The sequence below is a fragment of the Desulfobulbaceae bacterium DB1 genome (genome assembly GCA_001914235.1).
Classification (GTDB): Bacteria; Desulfobacterota; Desulfobulbia; order Desulfobulbales; family SURF-16; genus DB1.
In genome coordinates, this window is sequence record MQUF01000003.1 from 334960 (window position 1) to 357756 (window position 22797).

The following is a 22797-nucleotide window of genomic DNA, read 5'->3' on the forward strand; positions in this document are numbered from 1 at the left end:
ATGGCGCGGCGATTGCGCAGCGGCTATACCACCGGGGCCTGCGCGGCGGCGGCGGCCAAGGCGGCGTGCCTGCTGCTGGTGGAAAAAACCGCGCCACGGTCCGTTGATATCCCTTTTCCCGACGGCAGCAGGCATGGGTTTGTGGTGCATCGCTGCGAGGAGGACCAGGACGGTTTTTGTGCCGCTTCGGTGGTCAAGGATGCCGGTGATGATCCGGATGTGACAAACGGCGCCGAGATCGTTGCCATGGTTCGCTTTTTTGCCGAGACGCAGGGTGCCGACAACTGTGTCATCCTGGAGCAGGGCGCCATGCTGCTCTGCGGCGGGGAAGGGGTGGGCCGGGCCACCAAGCCGGGGCTTGCCGTGCGGGTCGGCGAGCCCGCCATCAATCCGGTGCCCAGGCAGATGATCGGTGCGGCGGTGCTGGAGGGACTGGGGCAGGCGACGGCGCAAAAGGTGCAGGTCATCATCAGCGTGCCCAGGGGCCGCGAGCTTGCGGTCAAGACCCTCAACCGGCGTCTGGGCATTGTCGACGGCCTGTCCATCCTCGGCACCACCGGTATTGTCCGGCCGGTATCGGCCGATGCCTGGACCGCCACCATCAAGGCCTCTCTTGATGTGGCCCGGGAAGCCGGATTGACAGACGTGGTGCTTTCCACCGGCCGTACCTCGGAAAAGGGGGCGCAGGAACTGCTCGGCCTGCCGGAAGAGGCCTGTGCCATGATGGGGGATTATCTGGAATTTTCCCTGCGTGAGGCGAGCGGCCGGGGTTTTGCCCGCATCCATCTTGCCGGCATGTGGGCCAAGATCATGAAGGCCGCCCTTGAAATTCCCCAGACCCATGTGCGGCACGGGGCGCTGGAGGTGGCTGACGGCGCCGCGCTGCTGGGCCGTCTTGGGGCCGAGCCGGGGCTGGTGGCGCGATTGCGCGGGGCCAACACGGCGCGGGAGATGTATGAGGTGCTGGCCGGGGAGGGACGGGGCGACCTGATCCGGGCGGTGTGCGTGGCGGCGCGTCGCTACGGCGAAAAGGTGACGGGCCGCGCGGTCAGTGTGTATCTGGTGGACAGCCGGGCGAGGGTGGTGGAACATGTCTGAAATTTTTTTGCTGGGGGTGGGGAGTCACGGGCTGACCGCCGAGCAGCGCTCCTGTTTGCCGGGCTGTGCCTTGATCGTCGGTTCGGAACGGCATCTGGAGTGTGTCGGGCAATGGCCGGCGGAAAAAATTGCCATCACCCCGTTGCCGGAGGTGCTGGCCGTCATCAAACGGCAACTGGCGGCAGGAGGCAAGGTGGCGGTGCTGGCCGGCGGTGACCCGCTTTTTTTCGGGATCGGCCGCCGACTGCTGGATGAATTCGGGCGGGAAAAGCTCACGGTGCTGCCCGCCCTTTCCTCCATGCAGGAGGCCTGCGCCCGTTTCAGGATTCCCTGGGATGATGCCTTTGTCGTCAGCCTGCATGGCCGCACGGCGCATCATCTGCCCGGTCTCTTGCTGCGCCGGGAAAAGACCTTTGTCTTTACCGACAAAAAAAACAGCCCGGATGTCATTGCCGACCAGCTCCTCGACTATCTCGGGGTGATTGAGGATGCGGGAACCCTGGCGGGTTGCCGGGTCTGGGTGGCGGAAAATCTGGGCATGGCGGATGAGAGGATCACGACGGGGAATCTGATGGAAACCGCTTCCCGCCGCTATCGCGAGTTTAACGTGCTGCTTCTGCAACGGCCGCGGGTGTCGCAGTCCCAGCCGCGATTCGGCCTGACCGAGGCGGCAATCAGCCACAGCCGCGGACTGATCACCAAGGACGAGGTGCGGGCCGTGACCCTGCACCGGCTTGCCCTGCCGGAACAGGGGGTGTTATGGGACATCGGCGCGGGCAGCGGTTCGGTATCCATCGAGGCGGCGCGAATCTGTCCGGGGCTCACCGTTTACGCGGTGGAAAAAAATGAAGGCGAGCTTGCCAATATCCGGGAAAATATCCGTTGTTACGGCTGTTGCAATGTCGTGCCGGTGGAGGGAGAGGCCCCGACGGCGCTGTTTGCCCTGCCCGACCCTGACCGGGTCTTTGTCGGCGGCAGCGGTGGGCAGCTTGCCTTGATTATCCGCGAAGCGGCGGCGCGCCTTGCCGCGGGCGGCAGGCTTGTGGTAAACGGCGTCACCCCGCAAACCGTCAGTCTTGCCCCGCAACTCATGGCGGAGTGCGGCCTGCGTGTCAGCATCAGCAGGATCACGTGTGAAAGAAGCGACTTGCCGGACACGGCGGAGTCGAGCAGGATTTTTAATCCAATATCCATTGCAACGGGAATAAAATGAACGGAACATTGTATGTGGTAGGCGTCGGGCCGGGGGATCCGGAGCTGATGACGCTCAAAGCCATGCGGCTGCTGGAACGATGCGGGGTGTGGTTTGCCCCGGCGGGCAGCCCGGATGGGGAAAGCGTGGCCTTGAATATCGCCGGCGCGGTGGTGGCGCGCACCGGCAAGGAAGTGATCACCCATTATTTCCCGATGAAGAAGATTCATCGCGGCAAAACACCGGACCAGGAGGTGCAAAAGGCCTGGGACGAGGCCTGCGCCCTGATTCTTGCGCGGCTGCGCGCCGGCCGGGACGTGGTTTTCCCCACCCTGGGCGACCCGGCCATCTACAGCACCGGGTTTTACATCTGCGAGACCCTGCTGGCGGCGGAGCCCCGGCTTGCCGTTGAGATCATCCCCGGGGTGTCCTCCATCGGCGCCTCGGCCGCGGCCGCCGGGCAGCCGCTTTGTCTGGGCGACGACCGGCTGGTGGTGCTGCCCGCCACCTTTGAAAACGGCGAGCTGCGGGAAACCCTGGAAAAATTCGATTCAGTGGTGCTGATGAAGGTGCATCGGGTGATGGATCGCATCGTGCCCCTGCTTGACGAGATGAAACTCCTTGACCGGGCCGTGCTGGTTGAACGGTCAAGCCAGCAGGGGCAGCGGATCAGCCGCGATCTGTATGGGGCGATGAAGGAGAAGCAGCATTATTTTTCCACCATTATTGTGAGAAAAAATGGGCGTTGAAAACATGATCCATTTCGTCGGCGCCGGTCCCGGCGATCCTGACCTGATAACGGTCAAGGGTCGCAGGCTGCTTGTCGAGGCCGATCTGGTCGTCTATGCGGGCAGCCTGGTGCCGCAGGCCCTGGTCGAGAACCTGCGGGCCGAGACGGTTAATTCCGCCTCCCTTGATCTGGCGGCCATCATCGACACCATGGCGTCAGCCTGGGAAAAAGGCGCCAAGGTGGTGCGCCTGCATACCGGCGACCCGTCCATTTACGGCGCGATCCGCGAGCAGATGGCGGAGCTGGACCGGCTGGCCATTCCCTACGCCGTCGTGCCGGGGGTCAGTTCGGCCTTTGCCGCCGCTGCCGCCCTGCAGGCGGAGTTGACCCTGCCCGAGGTCTCCCAGACCGTTATCATCACCCGCCGGGCGGGCCGCACCCCGGTGCCGGCCGGCCAGGAGCTGGCAAGTCTCGCCGCCCACCGGGCCACCATGCTGATTTTTCTCAGCGTGGCCATGATCGACGAGGTGGTGGAGGAACTTGTGAACGGCGGATACCCGCCCTCGACCCCGGCGGCGGTGGTGGAAAAGGCGAGTTGGCCGGAGCAGCGGATTATCCGCGCCACCCTGGTCGACATCGGCGACAAGGTGCGCGCAGCCGCGATCCGCAAAACCGCCATCATCTGCGTCGGCGAGGTCTTTGACCAAAATGGCCTGCGGGCGGTGTCAAGGCTCTATGACCCTGCTTTTACCCACGGGTGCCGTGATGGAGCAGGCTGAGTCCGCGACCAAGCGGGTTGCCGTCTGCGCCGTTACGGCGGGAGGCGGTCTCCTTGCCCGGGTTCTTGCCGGCAAACTGGCGGGGGCGGAGCTGCTCGACTGCCGGGGAGGCGTGGCCCAGGTCGTACAAAAGGCGTGGCCTGAATATGACGGCTTCATCTTTGTCATGGCCGCGGGCATCGTGGTCCGCACCATTGCCCCGCTCATGACCGACAAGCGCCGCGATCCCTGCGTGGTGGTCTGCGATGAGCTGGGCCGCTTTGCCGTCAGCCTCCTGTCCGGCCATCTGGGCGGCGGCAATGAACTGGCGCGCCGGGTGGCCGAGGTCACCGGCGGGCAACCGGTGATCACCACCGCCTCGGACACCCTGGGGCTTACCGCCCTGGATCTCTGGATGCGGGACAAGGGGCTTGCGGCGGAAAGGGATGCCGATGTCACGCGCTTGAGCGGTATCCTGGTCAACCGGGGCAGACTGCGCGTTTTTTCCGACACCGTTTTGCCGGAACTGCCGCCTGATCTTGAGCCGGTGGCGAATATGGCCGAGGCGGACTGCATCGTTTCCAGCCGCACGAACTGGAATCAGCCTGATGCGCTGTTTTTGCGGCCGAAAAACCTGGTCATCGGCATCGGCTGCAACCGGGGAACCGCGCGTGAACTGATTGAAGCGGCGGTTGTCTCGACCCTGGAAAGCAGCCATCTGTCGCTGCTTTCTCTGCACAGCCTGGCCAGCATTGATCTGAAGGCCGACGAGGAGGGGCTGCTGGCCTATGCCCGCCTGCGCGGACTTGCCATTTTGTTTTTCCCCAGTGAGGCGTTGAACAGGGTGGAGGGTATTACCCGTTCCGCCGCGGTTTTTCAGGCCACCGGCGCCCATGGCGTGGCCGAACCGGCCGCCCTGCTTGCCGCAAGGCGGGGTCGGCTGATCGTCCCCAAGATAAAATATCGTGATGTCACCATCGCAATAGTGGAGAAATATTTGTGAAAAAAGGAAAATTATATGTTGTCGGCACCGGCCCCGGCGGGGTTGCCCACATAACCCCGGCCGCCCGCGCGGCCATTGCCTGTTCGTCGCTTGTTGTCGGATACCGCACCTATCTTGATCTCATCCCGGAACTGCTGGCGGACAAGGAGGTGGTTTCCTCGGAGATGATGAAGGAGGTGGATCGCACCCGCCAGGCCCTGGAGCGGGCAGCGGCCGGGGAAGCGGTGGCCCTGGTCTGTGGCGGTGATCCCGGCATTTACGCCCTGGCCGGGCTTGCCTTTGAGGTCGCCCGGGAAAGGGAGATGGACATCGATATTGAGGTGGTGCCGGGCATCGCCGCCTTAAACAGTTGCGCCGCGCGGCTGGGTGCCCCTCTCATGCATGATTTTGCCGCGATCAGTTTGTCCGATCTGCTCACCCCCTGGCCGTTGATTGAAAAGCGGCTGGAGGCAGCGGCGTCCGCTGATTTCGTCATCGTCATCTATAATCCGAAATCGAAACGGCGGACCGCGCAGATTGTCCGGGCCCGCGAGATCATCGCCGCGCACCGCGCCCCGGCCACGCCGGTGGGTATCGTCACCGCCGCCACCCGGGACAACGAAACCGTGGTGCTCACCACGCTCTCGAAGATGCTGGAGCAGGACATCGGCATGCAGTCCACCGTCATCATCGGCAATTCCGCCACCGTCACCTGGCAGGAATGGATGATCACGCCGCGGGGCTACCACAACAAGTACGATTTATAAGCCGATTCCGCCATGACCGCCGACATCACCCTGATCAATGCCCTGCTTTTCACCCCGGAGACCCCCAGCGGCCTGACTCCGGACTGTTTTGTCGAAATCAGCGGCAAGCGGATCCGGGCCGTCGGCCCCATGGCTGCCTGGAATTCGTCCGCAACAGGACGGGTCATGGACGTGCGGGGAAATCTCGTCATGCCCGGCCTGGTCAACGGCCATAATCACGCGGCCATGACCCTGTTTCGCGGCCTGGCCGACGACCTGCCCCTCATGAGCTGGCTCACGCAGCATATCTTTCCGGCGGAATCCCGTTTCGTCAGCCCGGAGATGGTCTATTGGGCCACCAAGCTCGCCGCGGCCGAGATGATTCTCTCCGGCACCACCTGCGTGGCCGATGCCTATTTTTACGAGGACAAGGCGGCCGAGGCCCTTGCCGAGGCAGGCATGCGGGCGGTGGCGGCCCAGGGAGTGATCGATTATCCCGCGCCGGGGGTGGCCGATCCAACGGACAATGTGGCGGCCTGCGATGCGTTTATCCGCTCATGCCGAGGGCACGAGCGGGTGACGCCCGCGGTGTTCGCCCATTCCCCCTATACCTGTTCGGATGAAACGCTGATCGCGGCCAAGAAGCTGGCCCGGACTCATGACGTCCCCTTTTTCATTCACCTGGCCGAAACGCGGGGGGAAAGAGAAATGATCCGGGCAAAGTTTTTGGGTTCCCCCCTGGCCTATCTGCATTCCCTCCATCTGCTCGATGAAAAAACGGTCTGCGTCCATGCGGTGTGGCTCGACGAGAAGGATATTACCCTGCTTGCGGCGAGCGGCGCCTCGGTGGTGACCTGCCCGGAAAGCAATATGAAGCTCGCCTCGGGCATTGCACCCCTTCCTGCCCTGCGGGCGGCCGGGGTGCGGGTGGGTCTGGGCACGGACGGCTGCGCCGGCAACAATGATCTGGATCTTTTCGGCGAAATGGATGCCTGCGCCAAGCTGCACAAGGTGAGCGGCCGGGACGCCACCCTCTGCCCGGCCCGGGATATCCTGGCCATGGCCACTACCGAGGGCGCGCATGCGCTGGGTGCGGCCGACACCGGCCGGCTTGCCCCCGGCAGGGATGCCGATCTCATCGTGGTGGACATTCATCGGCCCAGTCTCACCCCGTTGTATTCGGTTGATACGCTGGTGTACGCAGCCCGGGGCGATGCGGTGCAAAGCGTTGTCATCAACGGTCGGCTGGTCATGGACGAAAGGAGAATCTTGACTTTTGACGTGGCCGAGGCTATGGAAAGGGTCAACAGGCTGGCAGGGGAAGTGAAAAAAAAATGAAGCGGACGGCGGAAAGATTTTTCAGGCGTTCGGCAAAATTCAGGAAACGGAATCATCCATGACAAAAGAACCGGCAATAAACGGCACCCTGCATGGCCCCCTGCATCGCAGGCTGTATGACTGGGTGCTGCACTGGGCCGACACCCCTTACGGGCTGCCCGCCCTGATGGCGATTTCCTTCGTGGAAAGCAGTTTTTTCCCCATCCCGCCGGATATTCTGCTTATTCCCCTGGTGATGGGCGCCTTGAGCCGCTGGTGGCGTTTTGCCCTCTGGTGTACCGTGGCCTCGGTGCTGGGCGGCATCTTCGGCTACGGTATCGGCGTATTTGCCTGGGAGACGGCGGGCCGCTGGATCGTGGAAAATATCGCCCACGTCCGGCTTGTGCCGGTGAACGGCCGGGCGGACATCGCCCTGCCCGCCTATATTGTCACTGCCTTTGGTCCGTCCTTGGGCGGGGATCATCTCTTTCAGGTGTATGACCGCTGGAATGCCTGGATCGTCTATATCTTCGGCCTCACGCCGCTGCCCTATAAACTGATCACCATAACCGCCGGGGTGGCCAAGATCAATTTCCCGATCTTTGTCCTCACCTCCATCGCCGCCAGGGCAACCCGTTTTTTCGTGGTGGCCTGGATGCTGAAGAAGTGGGGCACACCGGCCAAGGCATTTATCGACCGTTACTTCAACCTGCTTTGCGTTGCCTTTGTCCTGCTGCTCGTCGGCGGATTCGCCGTACTGAAGTTTGTTCTCTGATCGCCCGCGTAATTATTCGTTCCATCCCTGGCTGCCGATCAGGCTGACAAAGCGCACGCTTTCAATGCATTGCCGGGAGATGCTTCCCTCAACTTTGTCGACCACGATCAATTCCTGGCTCATCCGATCCCCCACCGGGATGATCAGCCGTCCCGGATCAGCCAGTTGGTCGAGCAGGGCCGGAGGGATGTGCGGTCCTGCGGCGGTGACCATGATGGCGTCATACGGGCCGTGTTCCGGCCAGCCCAGGGTGCCGTCATCGATTTTGCAGACAATGTTCAGCAGTGCCAGCCGGTCGAAAGTGCGGCGGGCCATGATGTGCAGGGATTTGATCCGTTCAACCGTATAAACCCGTTCGCACAGCCGGGCGAGAACGGCGGTCTGATAGCCGCAGCCGGTGCCGATTTCCAGCACTTTTTCATGGCCCCGGAGACGCAGGGCCTGGGTCATCAGCGCGACGATATAGGGTTGGGAGATCGTCTGCCCTTCGCCGATGGGCAGGGGAAAGTCGCCGTAGGCCTGACTCTGCAGGGCATCCTGGACAAAGAGGTTGCGCGGCACCGTGCCCATGGCGTCAAGGACGCGCTCATCGTGGATACCCCGGGGAACCAGTTGTTCCCGCACCATTCGTGCCCTGGCGAGCGCGTAATTATTCGGCGGGGAGCTCATCGTTCCGGGAAATTCCGCTTTTTTTGAACTCTTCCGGAGTCAAGGAGCGGTAAGCGCAGGTGGTCACTTTTTCTCCGGCAAAGCGGATGGTGACCACGTCAACATCTTCATTCCCCAGTTTTTCGCCGATATATGGCGTTTTCCGCAACAGGGTCTTGTTGACCTGATAGTAAATCCACATTTCACCATACTGATCGACCTGCTGGTCGTCCGGAGGGCCCATGTAGGTCAGCACCTCCTCGCGGGTTGTCCCCTGGGTCAGCAGGCAGACATCCGAGGCGAGATGACGCACCGGGCTACGAAAAAAACAGCCGGCAAGCAACTGCAGGCAGAGAAGACAGACAGCTGTGGTGAAGAGTTTCCGGATCATTTCTGTTTTTGAAATTTCTTTTTGAGGTTAAGGGGGGATTGCGATTTTCCGACAATCTTTAAAATTATCTATAAATATACCCTGGGATCGATTTTTGCAAGTTTTCCGCTGTTGTTTGACGGCAATCAGCTAAAAAAACTCGGAGAAATCAAGAAGGAGCACGGGAATGACTTGACCTTGCCCGGCGGATTGTACTAATTTATTATATATTTTTTTGAGAAATCAGCGGATTTTGCGGCAAACCTGAAGACAAAGCGGTCGGCAATTTTGAAAAACCGTTGATGTGCTTTATTTTGCCGGATATTTTTGGTTTTGTACGGGCTTAATAAATTTTATGAGGGACGATACGAATGCGCTGCCCAAAATGTGGATACATCTCTTTCGATCAACAACCATCCTGTAAAAAGTGTTCCGCCGATCTTACGGCGATTTCGGCTTCCCTGCCCGGCACCGGACTGAAGGCCCAGGAGATTTTTTTTCTCGCTTCCCTGCTGGAGGGAGCGGCAGAGGCGGAAGAACGGGAGTATGACCTCTCCGACATGGCGGTTGACGAGGAAGTTGAACTTCTCGGGCCGGAACCGGCGGAAAGCGAGGAGGTGCCGGTGGTGAACCTTGCCCCGTTTGCAGCGGCCGGGTCGGCCGGGGAGGAAGAGGAAGAAATCAGCTTGACCCTGCCGGGCGAAGACGAGGAAGAAGTCGAAGCCGCGGCGGAGGAAGAGGAAGATGTTTTGGGCGGGCAAGAAGAATCCGGCGGCATTGAGTTTTCCATGGGCGAAGAGGAAATGGCGGGGCTGAATGTCGATCTGCTCCTTGATCGCGACAAAACTCCGGCGGCAAAGACCGTTGCCCCCGAGTCGCCGTCCGGGGAGGAGTTGCAGGGCGGTATTGAATTTCAACTGGAAGAGGAGGAGCCGGTTGCAGAGGCTCAGGCGGCGGTTTCGTTTGCGGAAGAGGAAGAACCCGGCCGGGGGGAGCTGGATCTCGAAGAGGCGGAAGAGCAGGCGGGCGGCATTGACTTTGATTTAGGCCTCATGCCGGAAATAGAGATGGAAGAGGCCGCCTCCGATGAGGACGAAGCGCAAACACCTCCTGCCGGCAAATCCGATTCTTCTTTAAAGCTTGATCTTGATGTTGACCTTGAAGATGAACCGGAAGGCAATGATCTGGTTTTCAACCTCGAAGACATCGATATGGACGATCTGCTCATTCCCGCCAATGGCGCCGGCAAGAAAGGGCGCCCGGAAGATACGGCGCTTGATCTCGAAGATTTTCTCAATGAGGGAAAAGAATCCGGCGACCAAGATGGTGCGGATGCCAAGGCCGGCAACAATCCGGCGAGGGAGTGATAAGATATTGCAAGCCGGCAATGGAGAAGAAAGGATAATGGCCGGTGCGGCGGGTGCCGTGCCGGAGCAGGCCGGGGACACCGTTTTTGAGACAGCCGGTTTCGGGGCGCGATTCATGGCCCTGTTGATTGACCTTCTGCTGCTGGGGTGCCTGGTTCTTTTGTCGTTGGCATTCATGCTGCGCGGCACCGAGGGGATTTCCGTGGTGTCGTTGTCCGCTTTGATTTCCCTGGTGGTCATGTATGCGCTTTTCTGGCCCGCATGGCTGCTTTTTTTTGCCGGATCCTATTTTGTCGTGCTGCACAGTTGCGGAGGCCAGACGCTGGGCAAGATTTTCATGGGCATTCAGGTGGTGTCGGTCTCCGGCAGCGCGCTGTCACCGGGCTCCTCTTTTCTCCGTCTCGTCGGTTATCTGCTTTCCGCGATTCCTTTTGGCGCGGGTTTTTTTTGGGCGGTGCTGGATAAGGACCATGCCTCCTGGCATGACAGGCTGGCCGGTAGTCGGGTCGTCTCTTTCTGAACAAGAAAAAAATCTTGACAAGGAAGGGACCGTTCGGTATTTTCAGCGCTTTCGCCGGGATAGCTCAGTCGGTAGAGCAACGGACTGAAAATCCGTGTGTCCCTGGTTCGATTCCTGGTCCCGGCACCAAGATATTAAGGGGTTTGCAGCATTTTTGCTGTAAACCCCTTTTTTTTGTTTCGGCCGTGCCCCGCTGTTTTTCCGGGAAGAATAATCGAAATAAAATATCATGGATCAAAGAAAAAACTTGTTTATGGTGCATATTTCAAAGTAATAAATCAGGATAAATTGGGAAAAAGTTTTTCATGAGAGCGCGCTGGAATCACGGATTTGCGAAACTGCTTGATTTGTCGGCGCGATTTTTTTTAGAATTGATTGTCATTGTCAGAGGGAAGTAAAGAAGGAGATTCGGTCTCCTTTTAACGCCTGCGAGGTGAAAGCCGATTCAAAAGGAGTGAGGACGTTATGGTGGATAGAGCGAAATGTACTTTATACAGCGGCGGCCTGAAAGGCGCTGAAACGGCCTTTGGCGAGGCGGCGGAAAAGTGGGGACTGCAGGAAGTGACCCTGTCCTATGAAGGGAATGTGCCGACCAGGGATAAAAATGTGGTGATGCTTTCCGAAGAGGAACTGGTCCGGGGCGACATCAGCATGGAACTCGCTTCAAAGATGATGAACCGCACCTACTATGAAAAAAAGAAAATCCGCAAGGTGCTGCAGTCGATTTTCCATATGGTCAATAAGGGATACCAGGTTTTTGCCGTGGGTAAGATCATGGCGGACAACACGGTAAAAGGCGGAACCGGCTGGGCTGTTGAGCTGGCGCGGCTTTTCAACCGACCGGTCAGCGTCTACGACCAGGAGAAAAAAGAGTGGTTCACCTGGAAAGAGGGTGCCTGGAAAGTCGATACCCCCTGTATCGCGTATGATTCCATTACCGGCTCGGGAACAAGAAATCTCAATGATGACGGCAAAAAAGCCATTGAGGAGCTTTTCGAGCGTTCCTTCGGTGCGGCATCGATGTGAAATTTGCTTGACAAAGAGACATGATCTGATTTATTAATTCCGGTTTCTATCCGGAGATTCGCAAACGGCCCTGATTTGAGGGCCGTTTTTTTTAATCGTGTTTATCCACCCTGAATTCTGATGGACTTGTGGCAGCACTCCGCATGTTCGGAGTTGTCCTGTGAAATCAATGACTTCCGACGCGACAGCCGGCGGAAGCGATTTCGCGGGACCGTCAATTTCCCCTCCCCCTCGGCGGGGCCGGTCAGCAACAAGCAACAACGTTTGAGGAAAAAGAGATGCAAAAAGATTTAACGAAAATGCGTAATATCGGAATCAGCGCTCACATCGATTCCGGTAAGACGACCCTTACCGAGCGGATTCTTTTTTATACGAACCGGATCCATGCCATACATGAAGTAAGGGGCAAGGATGGCGTCGGCGCCAAGATGGACTCCATGGAGCTGGAGAAGGAAAGGGGCATCACCATCCAGTCCGCGGCGACCTACTGCAGTTGGCAAGGCCATTCCATCAACATCATTGACACCCCCGGCCATGTTGACTTCACCATTGAAGTCGAGCGCGCCCTGCGGGTGCTTGACGGCGCGGTGCTCATCCTCTGTTCCGTCGGCGGCGTGCAGTCCCAGAGTATCACGGTAAACCGCCAGATGAGCCGCTACAAGGTTCCTCGCGTTGTTTTCATCAACAAGTGCGATCGCACCGGCGCAAATCCGGCCAGGGTAACCAAGCAGGTCCGGGACAAGCTGGGCTTGAACGCGGTCATGATGCAGATTCCCATTGGTCTTGAAGGCGACATGGAAGGAATTGTCGACCTGGTGAAGATGAAGGCCATTTACTTTGAAGGTGATAACGGCGAAAAGATGCGGGAAGCGGATATCCCCGCGAGTCTCCTCGACGAGGCCAAGGAAAAACGCGAAGAAATGCTTGACGCGGTTTCCATGTTCTCCGATGAGTTGATGGAAGCCGTGCTGGAAGGCGAACCCTCCGAGGAGATGATCCACGCGGCGGTCCGCAAGGGCACCCTGGCTTTGGAATTTGCCCCGGTTTTTATCGGTTCCGCCTACAAGAACAAGGGCGTTCAGTGTCTGCTCAATGCGGTCAACCTGTACATGCCCAACCCCATGGACATTGAAAATACCGCGCTTGATCTTGAAAAAGACGAGCAGGAGCTGATTCTTTCCTGCAAGCCGGAAGATCCCCTGGTCTGCCTGGCGTTTAAACTGGAGGACGGACGTTATGGTCAGCTGACCTATCTCCGCATTTACCAGGGCACCATGAAAAAAGGTGACTCCATCGTCAACAGCCGTACCGGCAAGAAGGTCAAGGTCGGCCGTCTGTGCCGCATGCATTCGGACGAGATGGAGGAAATCGAAGAGTCCGGCGCCGGTGATATCGTCGCCCTGTTCGGTGTCGATTGCGCCTCCGGCGATACCTTCACCTCCAGCGACATCAGTTATTCCATGAGTTCCATGCATGTGCCCAGCCCGGTTATCTCGCTGGCCATCATTCCGGTGGACAACAAGGCCCAGGTCAACATGTCCAAGGCCCTCAACCGGTTCACCAAGGAAGATCCGACCTTCAGGACCTTTGTCGACCATGAAACCAATGAAACCATTATCTCCGGCATGGGCGAGCTGCACCTTGAGGTGTACATCGAACGCATGAAGCGGGAGTACAAGGCCGAGGTGCAGGTGGGCGCTCCCCAGGTTGCCTACCGCGAGACCATTACCCAGCGTGCCGAATTCAACTACACCCACAAAAAACAAACCGGCGGTTCCGGTCAGTTCGGCCGCGTTGCCGGATACATGGAACCCCTGGAAGAGGGTGAATACGAATTTGTCGACAGCATCGTCGGCGGTGTTATTCCCCGCGAGTTTATCAGTTCCTGCGACAAGGGCTTTAAGAAGAGCCTGGAAAAAGGGGCGCTGGCGGAATTCCCGGTCAACGGCGTGCGCTGTGTCATCAACGACGGCGGGTATCATGCGGTTGACTCCTCTGACGTCGCCTTCCAGCTTGCCGCCATCGGCGCATTCAAGGAAGGATATCAGAAGGCGAAACCGGTTCTGCTGGAGCCGATCATGAAGGTTGCCGTGGAAGGCCCGACCGAGTTTCAAGGCTCGATCATGGGAAGCCTGAACCAGCGTCGCGGCATCATCATCGGAACCCTGGAAGAAGGTGACTATACCGTTGTCGAGGCGGAAGTGCCGTTGTCCGAGATGTTCGGTTATTCCACCGTTCTTCGCTCCCTGACCCAGGGCAAGGCGGAATTCACCATGGAATTTGCCGATTACAAGCAGGTGCCCAGAAATGTTGCGGAAAGTCTGATTGAAGAGTTGCGCAAGAAAAAGAAAGAGCAGGGTAAATAAGGGGGAACACGACTATGTTGAAAGAGGATCTGATTCAAAAGAATCCGCTTCGCCTTCTCAGCCCGGCGGATCAGGGTAAGGACGCTGCCCCGCAGATGGGGCTGGTTATGGCCAGGGCTGGGTTGGGAAAAACCGCCATCCTGGTGCAGATTGCCCTGGACAGCATGTTGCGCGGCAACAAGGTGCTGCATGTCAGCATCGGCCAGAGTCTGGAAAAGACCAAACTCTGGTATGATGATATTTTCAAGGATATCGCGCAGGCAAGCAAGCTGCAGCACGCCGCCGGCGTCCATGATGAGCTGATGAGCCGGCGCATGATCATGACCTTTAACGAGGAGAGCTTCAGCGTGGCCAAACTGCGTGAGCGCCTGAAGGATCTCATTGATCAGAATATATTTCAGCCGGACTGTCTGCTGGTGGACGGCTTTGATTGCTCCTCCTCCCCGGAGAAGGTTCTCGGTGAAATGCGTGACCTGGTGCAGGGGCTCAATCTGAACATCTGGTTTTCCGCCGTTTGCCACCGCGATGATGAACGGGTCAGTTCCGCCGGTGTGCCGGCCCCCTGTCACACCGCGGATGAGCTGTTTGATACCATCATTCTCCTGCAGCCCGATGCCGCGAAGAACTCCATCGCCCTGAAGATCATCAAGAAAGATGGGCAGTTGGACGGCACGAAATGTCTCAATCTTGATCCCGCCACCCTGCTCATCATGGAAGGCTGAGATTCTTTTTTCCGCCTGAATTCGATGGAATAAATCGAATTCAGGCGGATTTTTCGCACAACATCATGAAATTTCGCCCCTGTATTGACCTGCATAACGGCTGCGTCAAGCAAATCGTTGGCTCCACCCTTTCCGATATCTCCGCCTCCACCCTGGAGACGAATTTTTCTTCGCCGCATCCCTCGTCCTATTACGCGACAATGTATAAGGCCGACCGCTTGACCGGCGGCCATGTCATTATGCTTGGTCCGGGCAATGATGCAGCCGCGGCCGAGGCGCTGGCCGCCTGGCCGGGCGGTTTGCAGATCGGCGGCGGCATTACTGCCGCAAATGCCCCGGCCTGGCTCGATCGGGGCGCCGCCGCCGTCATCGTCACCTCCTACGTCTTTCAGGACGGACGCATTCATGAAGAGCGCCTGCACGAAATAAAAGATGCGGTGGGGGCTGACCGGCTTGTCCTTGATCTGAGTTGCCGCAAGCGGGACGGCGAGTATTATATCGTCACCGATCGCTGGCAGAAGTTCACCTCGGTGGTTATCAGCCCGGAGACGCTTGCCTATTTCGCTTCATTCTGCCATGAATTTCTGGTTCATGCGGTGGATGTCGAGGGAAGGTGTGCCGGTATCGAAGAGGAGCTGGCGGAAAAACTGGGGGAATGGGCCCCTCTTCCCACAACCTACGCCGGCGGAGTCAAAAATATCGCCGATATGGAAAGGCTTGCCGAGCTCGGCCGGGGCAGGCTTGATGCCACCATCGGCAGCGCCCTTGATATCTTCGGCGGCTCCACCATGACGTACGCCGAGGCAGTGGCTTTTCATCGCCGCTACAACCCCTGAAATCGCTTGCCCGCGAGGGTGCACGCACCTGTTGTGCTCCTTACCCTGTGATCAGTTATGATGCGATGGTACCTTCAGCTTCTCGCCGGCATCACCTGTATCAGCACCTCCGCTGTTTTTGTCACCTTGTCCGGCGTTGAGCCGACCGTTTCCGCCTTTTATCGCAATTTCCTTGCCGCTCTGATCTGGCTGCTGCTGTATCCGTTTGTTCGCCCTTTTGCTTCCATGCCGTTACGCTCAGGCGATGCCGCCGGCGTTGCAGGCGAAAATCACCGATGCGCATTTTTTTTGAAATCCGCCACCGCCATCGGACCTTTGCTTGTTCTTGGCGCCTTTTTTGCCGCTGATCTCTGGTGCTGGCATCGCGCCATTCTTTTTCTCGGAGCAGGCCCGGCAACCCTGATGGGCAACTTGCAGGTGCTGATTGTTTCGTTGCTGGCTGTTTATTTTTTCCGTGAAAAGCTGCAGAGGTGGTTCTGGCCCGGTTGCGGGCTTGCCCTGGCAGGTATCGGGCTGCTCACCCTGACAAACGGGATTGGCCATGACGTGGCGCGCGGCGTCGTTTACGGGTTGATCACCGCCGTAACCTATTCTTTTTTCCTCATCATCCTGCGGTTTCTCGGCTCGTACCGAATTACCAGCCAGCAGATTCTCTTCTGGGTGGCATTTTTTTCCGCGGCATTTCTTTTTCCGGTTCTGGCTGCGGAGGGCGGGTTTGTCCTGCCCGGCAAAATACCCTTTGCCTGGCTTCTGCTTCATGCCTTTGTTTCCTCTGTGGTGGGCTGGTGGCTGATCATTCATGCCTTTCCCCATATAGAGGTGGCCATCGCCTCGACGCTGCTGCTCCTGCAACCCATCCTCACCAGTCTCTGGGGGCATCTTTTTTTGGGTCAGACCCTGTCGCGGGTGCAGATGGCCGGGATTGCCCTGGCCGTTACCGGCATCCGGCTTGCTACCTGGCGGAAGAAGGTGAAATAGATAATATGCGTGGTCCGAAAATATTGAGTACGCGTTTTTTTTCTGCGTATAATGAAACTGAAGGAAACACGACAGCGCAACCCCAGGACAACAGATGATGCCCATTGAAAAACGCAACACCGTTTTTTGGCTTGCAGTGTCGTTTGTCGCGCAACTGAACCCCTGAAGGAAACGTGTCAGATGGCATGCCGCAACAAAACATTTTCCGCGCTGCTCCCCTCTTTTTTTCTGTTGCTTGCGGCAGCGGGCCTGACGGGATTTTTCGCTGCCGGCATAGAAACGAAATATTTTTTTTTCTATGGGTTGGGCTTCGTCCTCCCTTCGGCAAGCTGGTATTGCATCGTCCTTGCCAAGGCGGTGCGCGAAGCCCGGGAAACGGTTGCTCTGCGGCGCCTGGCCGCCATCCCGGAAGACAATCCCAATATGATCCTTGAGGTCGATACCCAGGGCGCCATCACCTTTGCCAACCGTGCCTGCCGCCGGCGTTTCGCACATCCGCCCAATGGCGGTCTCCATCCCCTTCTGCGGGGGGTGCCGGACAAGTTGGATGATTTGCCGGGCGGGACCGAGGCTGCGTATCATGATGAGCTGGAAATTGCAGGCTCGGTCTATGAGCGGCGTCTGCGGTATGTGCCGGAAAACGGGCTGCTGCGGGTCTATGCCGTTGAGATCACCGATTTGAAAAAGGGAGAACGGGATTTGCTGGAGGCCAGGAAACAGACGGAGGAGGTGGTCCGGCTGAAAAGTGCCTTTCTGGCCAACATGGGACACGAAATCAGGACCCCCTTGAACGCCATCATCGGCTACACCGAGCTTCTGCTGATGGATTGCCGGGAGGACAAGGACAGAAAGCGGCTTGCCATCGTCAACCAGGCGGGGAATAATCTCTTGCGGCTTATCAATGATATTCTCGATTTCTCCAAGATCGAGGCGGGCCGGCTGCCTTTGGTCAAGGAGGAGTTTGATCCGCATCAGCTTGTCGACGCGATCACCCTGAATTTTTTCCGTCATGCCGAAACAAAACGACTCGATTTTCACGTCATCGTCGCGGACAGCATGCCGGAACGGTTGATCGGCGACACCAAGCGGATCAAGCAGATTCTTGTCAGCCTGCTCAGCAATGCCTTTAAATTTACGGAAAAAGGCTCCGTCACCCTTTCCTGCGGCTACGAGGAGGGTGCGTTTATCGGCCGGGTCGTTGATACCGGGATAGGCATTTCCGCCGAGCAGCAGCGGATTATTTTCGCCGAATTTCAGCAGGGCGACACGGCCGACAGCCGTAAATACGGGGGAGCGGGACTGGGGCTCAGTATTACCAAACGGCTGGTTACCTTGATGGGCGGAGATGTCCTGCTTGAAAGTGAACCCGGACGCGGGTCATGTTTCACCATCCGCTTGCCTGTCCCGGTGGTGGAGGCCGAAGCGGCCGCGCCGGAAACAAAGAAGGATGAGATGGCAGGGGTTGAGACGCTTCGTGCCGCCCTGACTTCGACCGGGGTGAATTTACGGGTGCTGGTTGCCGAGGATGACGAGGTGAATCAGGGATTGCTCAAGGCCCTTCTGCGCCAGGTCGGGCTGGAGGCGGAAGTGGCGGCGAACGGCAGGGAAGCACTTGACAGATTAGGGGAAAAGGATTTTGATCTGCTTTTTCTTGATATGAATATGCCGGTACTTGACGGCATGGCTACCATTGCCGAGATTCGCCGCCGCGGCGAGTGGCGGAACCTGCACGTCGTTGCCCTGACCGGTGAACCCATGCCCCAGGACGCTGAGAAGTTTTTGGCCGCGGGCTGCGATGATTATCTGGCGAAGCCTGTTGAGCTGGAAATTTTTTACGGAAAGATTTATGCTTTGCTCGTCCGGCGATTTTCCCTGGACACGGAAGAGAAAGCGGCCTTGCCGACGGCAAAAAGGTCTGAGGTGAAGGGCGCGTTGCTGCGCATGAGTCGGGAATTACGATATCGCCTTCTGCAGGCGTTGGATGTGCTGCATAACAACCGGAAAATTTTTAATCCCGATCAGATTCGCGGACTCGCCGCCTCGTTTGCCGATTTCGACGATCAGGAGGAAATCCTGCATTTGCAGGATGAGCTGCAGTGGATTGCCGCCACCTTTGACGACGAGGCATTACCGCGGATTATTGGAAAAATCGAGGCTTGGAGCAACCAGTGATGGACCAAAGAGAAAGAAAGAAAATCCTTATTGTCGATGACATTGCCGAGAACCGAAGGCTGCTGGCGGAGATGCTGGTCCAGGTGCTGGAATGTCAGATTCGCATGGCGGGCGATGGGGCGGCGGTGCTTGAAATGATTGAGCATGACCTGCCGGATCTTATCCTGCTCGATATCATGATGCCGGGGTTGGACGGGTTTCAGGTGGCGCGTTTGTTACAGGAAAAACCGCTGGCTCGTGAGATTCCGATCATTTTCATCACCGCCAAGACCGAGGTGGAGAGCAAGGTGGAAGCCTTTCGTAACGGCGGGGTGGATTATGTGACCAAGCCGTTTAATCGTGATGAGTTGCTGGCCCGGGTCCAGGCGCAGCTCCGCTTGAAAAATCTGCAGGACGAATTGCGCCGCAAGAATCGATTGCTGGCTGACCGGGAAGAGCACCTTTCCCATCTGGTGGATGAAAAAACGGCAATCATCGAGAAGATGACCATGGGGCTGGTGACGGTGCTGGAAGACGCCAATCTGGCCAATGACGATGAAACCGGCAACCACATCAGGCGGGTGAGCGAATATGCCGCCCTGCTGGCCGAAGCATATGGCGCGGGACGGGATTTCATCAAACGCATCAAGCTCTATTCCTCGCTGCATGACGTGGGAAAGGTCGGCATTGCCGACGCCATTTTAAAGAAGCCGGGCCGCTATACCCCGGAGGAGTTTGATGCCATGAAGCAGCATGTGCTCATCGGTCATCGCATGCTCGATAATGCGGAGATTGATCCCATGGCCCGCAATATCGCTTTCTTTCACCATGAGAAATGGAACGGCAGCGGCTATATCAGTGGCCTGCGGGGCGAAGACATTCCCCTGGAGGCCAGGCTGGTGGCCCTGGCCGATGTCTTTGATGCCCTGACCACCAAGCGGGTTTACAAGGAGGCTTTTCCCCTGGCCAAGGCGGAAAGCATCATCTTGGAGGAAAGAGGCCGTCACTTTGATCCGCGGGTGGTGGATGCCTTTTTTTCGCGGAAAGAAGATTTTATCCGCATCCGGGAATCGCTGGCATGAAAAAGGGCGAAGAAGAAAGCGCCGGTCCGGCCGAGGACGTCGGTTGCGGATGGTCGGACGAGGAATTGGCCACCCTGGTTCTCAAGGTGCGACCGGATCTGTACCGCGCTTTCCATCGCTGCAGCTGGATTCTGATCCATGAAACCGGCCGTGATCAGCTTGATATCATGCAGGAAATGGTTGAGGATTTTCTCATCAAGCATCAATGCTGAGATGCCCCGCGTTCTCTCGCGGGGCGCAGCGTATCGCCTTTCTTTCAAATTCTTCAAAATTTTCTGCTTCGTTCATTGCCGTGTTCTTTCTCCCTGTCCGGGGCGGTGAGTCCGGCCCGGCCCCGTTGCGGCTGTTTTGCCCCGCCTTCAACCAGTTCGCTCAGGTCATTGACAAACTCCATCATCTGCGCAGCCGGGCTTTGTCGCCTTCTTCATCTTTCTGTTGGCAGCCGGGATTAGCGGGCTTTGGGAGATCTTCGAGTTTGCCATGGACAGGTAGATTCAGGCGAGATCAACCGTCGCAAAAAACGGGAGCCGACGACCAGGGCTTCCGCCGCCGCCGAATTTGCAGAGAGCTGGAATCAATTCGCAGCCCATGCCGGACGCGGCAAAGCCGTGCCGGTTATGAAGAGCATGAAGTATGCCGCGGGAAAAAGAAACGGCGCATGGCTAATGACCATGCGCCGTCAGAGGAGGGTGAAGCTGCTAGCCGGCTGTTACTTTGTTGAAACGGTTGCCTCTTTCGCATTCAGGTATTTGTAGAAAACCGGAAAGGCGACAAAGAAGGAAACGGCAATAAGATATTCAACGCCCTTGATATGGGTGTAATAATCAACCAGGGTCTCGTATTCGCCCAAGTTGCCGGTGGCAACCAAAAACTGGCGGATCATTTCCGTGGGCTGCCAGTTGACCGAGGCGAGACCGGTCATCATTGTTGCGAAGGCCCAGATGCCGATGATTCCGCCGATTGCTGCCATGATACCAAAAAAGACGCCTGTTCCCTTGTTCGTTGTTTCTTTCATGGTCGTTCTCCCCTTTGTTTGATTTTTCCGTAATCCGTTAATGAATAATAAAAAACCGTTGTTCGTCTTATGTCGTTTTATCCGAAAACCGCTGCCATCCAGCCGCGGATCATGCCGATAACGCCGTATTGCGAGAGACCACCGATCAAGCAGGCGGTTGCCCATATTCCGATCAGGGCGCTGAGCAGGCCAATGATGCCGACGCCGACTTGGGCGGCGCTGTTGGATACTGATTCCTGCGTTCTGGTTGCGGTTGTTTCGGTCTTTGTCGTTGATTTCATGGCGTTCCTCCTTTTGCCTTGGTAACTTTTCTCTTTGCTTAGTTAGTAGAGCAGCAGTCGTGCCAATGGGTTGTGCTACAGTCGTTCATTTTGTTTAACTATTTGATATTGTGAGGATAAAATTTTTTCATGAAGGGTTGGCTGGCGGCAGGGGCAGGTTTTGCTGTGTCGCAGGTTGTGTTGCCGCTACACCTTTGTGGCGGAGTCATGCTACAGAGGTGTGGTGGGTCAAGCGTCGTTTTTATGCAGGCCTTGCGGCTTTCAACAGGAGATGCGGCGAGGGGTGGGTGAATTGCTTTCGTTACGATCAGGCAGGATTTTCGGCCTTGATCACATACAAAAAAACGGCGCATGACCGGGTGTCATGCGCCGTTTTTTTGCGTGCGTGGTATGGGGCGTTTTATTTGACGGATACGGTTGCTTCTTTTGCATTCAGGTATTTGTAGAAAACCGGAAAGGCGACAAAGAAGGAAGCGGCAATGAGATATTCAACGCCCTTGATATGGGTGTAATAATCAACCAGGGTCTCGTATTCGCCCAGATTGCCGGTGGCAACCAGAAATTGGCGGATCATTTCCGTGGGCTGCCAGTTGACCGAGGCAAGACCGGTCATCATTGTTGCGAAGGCCCAGATGCCGATGATTCCGCCGACTGCGGCCATGATGCCGAAAAAGACGCCTGTTCCCTTGTTTGAAGTTTGTTGTGTGCTCATTCCTTTCTCCTTCCTTCTATTATTCTTTTGTCGTTTTTTCTCGTTGAAGCAATTTTCCGTCATTTGACGGGTCGACCGAATCACCCGCCGAAAACCGCGGACAACCATCCTTTGATAACACCGGTAACACCGTATTGGGAAAGTGCGCTGATCAGGCATACGGCACCCCATATTCCACTGAGGGCGGTGAAGGCGAGGATGACTCCCATGCCGACTTGCGCTGCCTGCTGATCAATTGCTTGCTGGCTGGTGGTGGCAACGGTTTCTGTTGCTGCTTTACTGGTCGCTTTCATGGTGTGCCTCCTTGGATATGGTGTCGTGGTCGGAAATCTTTACCGGTTTGTTGTATCAACCGCCGAATACTGCGGAAAACCATCCCTGGATCATGCCGGTAACGCCGTACTGGGACAGGCCGCTGATCAAACAGACGGCTCCCCAGGTACCGATCATGGCGGAAAGCAGGGCGATGATGCCGATACCGACTTGGGCGGCGCTGTTGGCTGCTGATTCCTGGGCGTGGGTTGCGACTGTTGTTGATGTGGTGGATGTTGTCTTCATGATGCCCCTCCTTCTGTTGGGTTCGTGTTTTTTTTCTCTTTGATTCCTCATAAAAGCATCGGCCGTGCCAAAGGATTGTGCTACAGTTGGTAATGTTATTTAAGTATTTGGATCTAATATAAAAATTTTTTTTATTCCTTTGTGCGCAACAGTTATTCGGCTGGCTGGTGGTGTTGCAGAAAGTGTGGTGCCACACTATGTGTGGCAGGGCAATGCGACAGAGGTGTGGTGAGTGAATGTGATGCGGCACGGCAAAATGTGTTGCGCGGAGCTTGCGGGCGATGGGAATGAATCGCCAAAAACATAAAAGACGAACGGCCAATTGACTGAAGCCAATGTCATGGCCGGCACACAACGAATTGATGCTGTGGCTTGGGAGAATTTTTGCGATCATGGCCGCACAGATTGTGCGGCAAATTGTCGCGCAGCTGGTGCGCGGGAAAATGCATTTCAGGGAATTGCGTTGTAATGAGCCGGTATTATGATGAAAATGTCCTGAAGTTAGTTCTTGATACCGGAAGACCAAACATGGAAAAAATTTTTTCCATGTTTGCAAACCTCAGATAA

25 protein-coding genes and 1 tRNA gene are annotated in these 22797 nt (G+C 57.2%); 19 read left to right on the plus strand and 7 right to left on the minus strand.

Going from position 1 to position 22797, the window contains the following annotated elements; translation table 11 throughout:
* The 8 genes from BM485_03920 to BM485_03955 are packed head-to-tail and all read left to right on the plus strand — an operon-like array spanning position 1 to position 7598.
* Positions 1 to 1098 carry a cobalamin biosynthesis protein CbiD gene (locus tag BM485_03920; protein OKY76392.1) on the plus strand — a complete coding sequence of 366 codons (1098 nt, stop codon included), beginning with the start codon at positions 1 to 3 and terminating at the stop codon, positions 1096 to 1098.
* Positions 1091 to 2311 (plus strand): hypothetical protein, encoded by a 1221-nt coding sequence (locus BM485_03925; protein OKY76393.1) that lies wholly within the window; start codon positions 1091 to 1093, stop codon positions 2309 to 2311. The genes BM485_03920 and BM485_03925 overlap by 8 nt, the downstream gene beginning before the upstream one ends.
* Entirely contained in the window at positions 2308 to 3039 is a 732-nt protein-coding gene (locus BM485_03930) for a precorrin-2 C(20)-methyltransferase (GenBank protein ID OKY76394.1), read from the plus strand. The genes BM485_03925 and BM485_03930 overlap by 4 nt, the downstream gene beginning before the upstream one ends.
* Positions 3029 to 3799, plus strand: coding sequence for a precorrin-4 C(11)-methyltransferase (locus tag BM485_03935; protein ID OKY76395.1), 771 nt, complete (start codon positions 3029 to 3031; stop codon positions 3797 to 3799). The genes BM485_03930 and BM485_03935 overlap by 11 nt, the downstream gene beginning before the upstream one ends.
* Positions 3786 to 4781, plus strand: a complete 996-nt coding sequence (locus BM485_03940) for a hypothetical protein (protein ID OKY76396.1) — start codon at positions 3786 to 3788, stop codon at positions 4779 to 4781. The genes BM485_03935 and BM485_03940 overlap by 14 nt, the downstream gene beginning before the upstream one ends.
* Positions 4772 to 5527 carry a precorrin-3B C(17)-methyltransferase gene (locus BM485_03945; GenBank protein ID OKY76397.1) on the plus strand — a complete coding sequence of 252 codons (756 nt, stop codon included), beginning with the start codon at positions 4772 to 4774 and terminating at the stop codon, positions 5525 to 5527. The genes BM485_03940 and BM485_03945 overlap by 10 nt, the downstream gene beginning before the upstream one ends.
* 12 nt (positions 5528 to 5539) lie before the next feature.
* Positions 5540 to 6844 (plus strand): hypothetical protein, encoded by a 1305-nt coding sequence (locus BM485_03950; GenBank protein OKY76398.1) that lies wholly within the window; start codon positions 5540 to 5542, stop codon positions 6842 to 6844.
* Positions 6845 to 6902: 58 nt separating this feature from the next.
* Positions 6903 to 7598, plus strand: a complete 696-nt coding sequence (locus tag BM485_03955) for a cytochrome B (protein OKY76399.1) — start codon at positions 6903 to 6905, stop codon at positions 7596 to 7598.
* A gap of 12 nt (positions 7599 to 7610) precedes the next feature.
* Here the strand turns inward: BM485_03955 and BM485_03960 are convergent, their stop codons facing one another.
* On the minus strand, positions 7611 to 8267 hold the full coding sequence (locus BM485_03960) for a protein-L-isoaspartate O-methyltransferase (GenBank protein ID OKY76400.1): 657 nt from the start codon (positions 8265 to 8267) through the stop codon (positions 7611 to 7613).
* The gene (locus tag BM485_03965; protein OKY76401.1) at positions 8248 to 8637 is read right to left on the minus strand and encodes a hypothetical protein; all 390 of its coding nucleotides are present in this window, start codon (positions 8635 to 8637) and stop codon (positions 8248 to 8250) included. The genes BM485_03960 and BM485_03965 overlap by 20 nt, the downstream gene beginning before the upstream one ends.
* A 350-nt stretch (positions 8638 to 8987) precedes the next feature.
* Here BM485_03965 and BM485_03970 point away from each other — a divergent pair, with 350 nt between their 5' ends.
* The 11 genes from BM485_03970 to BM485_04020 all read left to right on the plus strand — a co-directional run bounded on the left by BM485_03970 (position 8988) and on the right by BM485_04020 (position 19876).
* Entirely contained in the window at positions 8988 to 9983 is a 996-nt protein-coding gene (locus tag BM485_03970) for a hypothetical protein (GenBank protein ID OKY76402.1), read from the plus strand.
* A 37-nt stretch (positions 9984 to 10020) separates the two neighbouring features.
* Positions 10021 to 10503, plus strand: a complete 483-nt coding sequence (locus BM485_03975; GenBank protein ID OKY76403.1) for a hypothetical protein — start codon at positions 10021 to 10023, stop codon at positions 10501 to 10503.
* Between the two features lie 53 nt (positions 10504 to 10556).
* Positions 10557 to 10632, plus strand: a tRNA-Phe gene (locus BM485_03980).
* Positions 10633 to 10968: 336 nt separating this feature from the next.
* Positions 10969 to 11529 carry a hypothetical protein gene (locus BM485_03985; protein ID OKY76404.1) on the plus strand — a complete coding sequence of 187 codons (561 nt, stop codon included), beginning with the start codon at positions 10969 to 10971 and terminating at the stop codon, positions 11527 to 11529.
* Between the two features lie 278 nt (positions 11530 to 11807).
* The gene (locus BM485_03990; GenBank protein OKY76405.1) at positions 11808 to 13895 is read left to right on the plus strand and encodes a translation elongation factor G; all 2088 of its coding nucleotides are present in this window, start codon (positions 11808 to 11810) and stop codon (positions 13893 to 13895) included.
* A gap of 14 nt (positions 13896 to 13909) precedes the next feature.
* Positions 13910 to 14617, plus strand: a complete 708-nt coding sequence (locus BM485_03995) for a hypothetical protein (GenBank protein OKY76406.1) — start codon at positions 13910 to 13912, stop codon at positions 14615 to 14617.
* A gap of 65 nt (positions 14618 to 14682) precedes the next feature.
* Positions 14683 to 15453 (plus strand): phosphoribosylformimino-5-aminoimidazole carboxamide ribotide isomerase, encoded by a 771-nt coding sequence (locus BM485_04000; GenBank protein OKY76407.1) that lies wholly within the window; start codon positions 14683 to 14685, stop codon positions 15451 to 15453.
* Positions 15454 to 15510: 57 nt separating this feature from the next.
* On the plus strand, positions 15511 to 16431 hold the full coding sequence (locus tag BM485_04005) for a hypothetical protein (GenBank protein ID OKY76408.1): 921 nt from the start codon (positions 15511 to 15513) through the stop codon (positions 16429 to 16431).
* 180 nt (positions 16432 to 16611) lie between these two features.
* Positions 16612 to 18603 (plus strand): hypothetical protein, encoded by a 1992-nt coding sequence (locus BM485_04010; GenBank protein ID OKY76409.1) that lies wholly within the window; start codon positions 16612 to 16614, stop codon positions 18601 to 18603.
* A complete protein-coding gene (locus BM485_04015) occupies positions 18603 to 19664 on the plus strand; it encodes a hypothetical protein (GenBank protein ID OKY76410.1) in 1062 nt (353 codons plus the stop codon). Before BM485_04010 ends, BM485_04015 begins: the two co-directional genes overlap by 1 nt.
* On the plus strand, positions 19661 to 19876 hold the full coding sequence (locus tag BM485_04020; protein ID OKY76411.1) for a hypothetical protein: 216 nt from the start codon (positions 19661 to 19663) through the stop codon (positions 19874 to 19876). The genes BM485_04015 and BM485_04020 overlap by 4 nt, the downstream gene beginning before the upstream one ends.
* Before the next feature lie 497 nt (positions 19877 to 20373).
* Here the strand turns inward: BM485_04020 and BM485_04025 are convergent, their stop codons facing one another.
* From BM485_04025 to BM485_04045, 5 genes are all read right to left on the minus strand, one after another.
* Complete coding sequence (locus BM485_04025) at positions 20374 to 20679, minus strand: hypothetical protein (protein ID OKY76412.1); 306 nt, start codon at positions 20677 to 20679, stop codon at positions 20374 to 20376.
* Between the two features lie 77 nt (positions 20680 to 20756).
* Entirely contained in the window at positions 20757 to 20960 is a 204-nt protein-coding gene (locus BM485_04030) for a hypothetical protein (protein ID OKY76413.1), read from the minus strand.
* A 400-nt stretch (positions 20961 to 21360) separates the two neighbouring features.
* Positions 21361 to 21672 carry a hypothetical protein gene (locus BM485_04035; GenBank protein OKY76414.1) on the minus strand — a complete coding sequence of 104 codons (312 nt, stop codon included), beginning with the start codon at positions 21670 to 21672 and terminating at the stop codon, positions 21361 to 21363.
* An 80-nt stretch (positions 21673 to 21752) separates the two neighbouring features.
* The gene (locus BM485_04040) at positions 21753 to 21965 is read right to left on the minus strand and encodes a hypothetical protein (protein ID OKY76415.1); all 213 of its coding nucleotides are present in this window, start codon (positions 21963 to 21965) and stop codon (positions 21753 to 21755) included.
* Between the two features lie 55 nt (positions 21966 to 22020).
* Positions 22021 to 22230, minus strand: a complete 210-nt coding sequence (locus BM485_04045; GenBank protein ID OKY76416.1) for a hypothetical protein — start codon at positions 22228 to 22230, stop codon at positions 22021 to 22023.
* Positions 22231 to 22797 lie beyond the last annotated feature (567 nt).